Origin of the sequence: Arenimonas fontis, from assembly GCF_008386465.1 — a bacterium.
GTDB classification, from domain to species: Bacteria; Pseudomonadota; Gammaproteobacteria; order Xanthomonadales; family Xanthomonadaceae; genus Arenimonas; species Arenimonas fontis.
This window is the reverse complement of sequence record NZ_VUOD01000024.1, coordinates 1-1,144: the sequence shown is the minus strand read 5'-3', so window position 1 is coordinate 1,144 and position 1,144 is coordinate 1. Positions and strand designations below refer to the sequence as shown.

The following is a 1,144-nucleotide window of genomic DNA, read 5'->3' as shown; positions in this document are numbered from 1 at the left end:
GCGGACTTCGATTTGGCGGCCAAGACGCTCACCATCCGGGTGGACTTCATCGCCGGCAGCCGCTTCGCGCTGGCTGGCGTGGAGGGCCAGCATCCGGTTCACGACACCGTCGCCAAGCGTTACCGGCACCTGAACTTCTTCCAGCACGAGTGCTTCCTGGAAGTGCGTGTCCCCCGGGTAAAGCTGCCCGATGGCAGCGTCCGCCAGGTCGATCCGCCGTGGGCCGGCAAGCTCTCGGGCTTCACGCTGCTGTTCGAAGCCCTGGTGCTGCTGCTGTGCCAGCAGATGACCTTTGCCGCGGCGGCGCGCCTGGTGGGCGTGAGCCGTCACCGTGTCGCCGCGCTCTGCGAGCGCTACGTGGAGCTCGCCCTGGCGCAAACGGACCTGTCCGCGGTGCGCGAGCTGGCCATCGACGAGACGTCGCGGGCTCGCGGGCATGATTACATCACGCTCGCCGCAGACGCCACTGAGCGACGCGTGATCGCCGTGGCGGAGGGCCGCGGCGCCGACTCGATCGCCCAGCTGACAACCGAGCTGCAAAGCCGTCACTGCCCTGCGGAGCAGATCACGTCCGTCAGCATCGACATGTCGCCAGCGTTCATCAGGGGCTGCGCCGAGCACCTGCCCAACGCGCGCGTCACCTTCGACAAGTTCCACGTCATCGGGCACGCCAATGCGGCCGTGGACAGGATGCGCCGCATCGAGCAGCGCAGCGACAAGTCCCTCAAGGGGATGCGCTGGTCGCTGCTGAAGAACCGCGCCAGCCTCAAGCCCGAGGCTGCCGCCGATCTGGATGCCCTGATCGCCAGGATGGCCACTGTGCGCACCGCGCGCGCCTGGGTCTACAAGGAGCAGCTGCGCGAGATCCTCGCGCGCAAGCAGATCAACGTGGCACGCGACATGCTCAAGCACTGGTGCACCTGCGTCATGCGTTCCAAGGTCGAACCCATGAAGGAGGTCGCCGCCATGGTCCGTCGCCACCTCGAGGGCATCGTCGCCTGGGCCCAGACCCGCCAGACCAACGGCTTCCTCGAAGCGCTCAACGGCCTGTTTCAGTCCGCCAAGCGCCGCGCTCGCGGCTTCACCCGCTTCACCACTATCAGAACCGTCATCTTCCTGATCGCCGGCAAGCTCGACTTCGCAG

1 protein-coding gene is annotated in these 1,144 nt (G+C 67.1%); it reads left to right on the top strand.

The genetic code is table 11. The annotated features are described in order from the left end of the window. Nucleotides 1–1,144, top strand: a 1,144-nt coding sequence (locus F0415_RS12535; RefSeq protein WP_149861548.1) for an ISL3 family transposase, incomplete at both ends; no start/stop codon positions are given.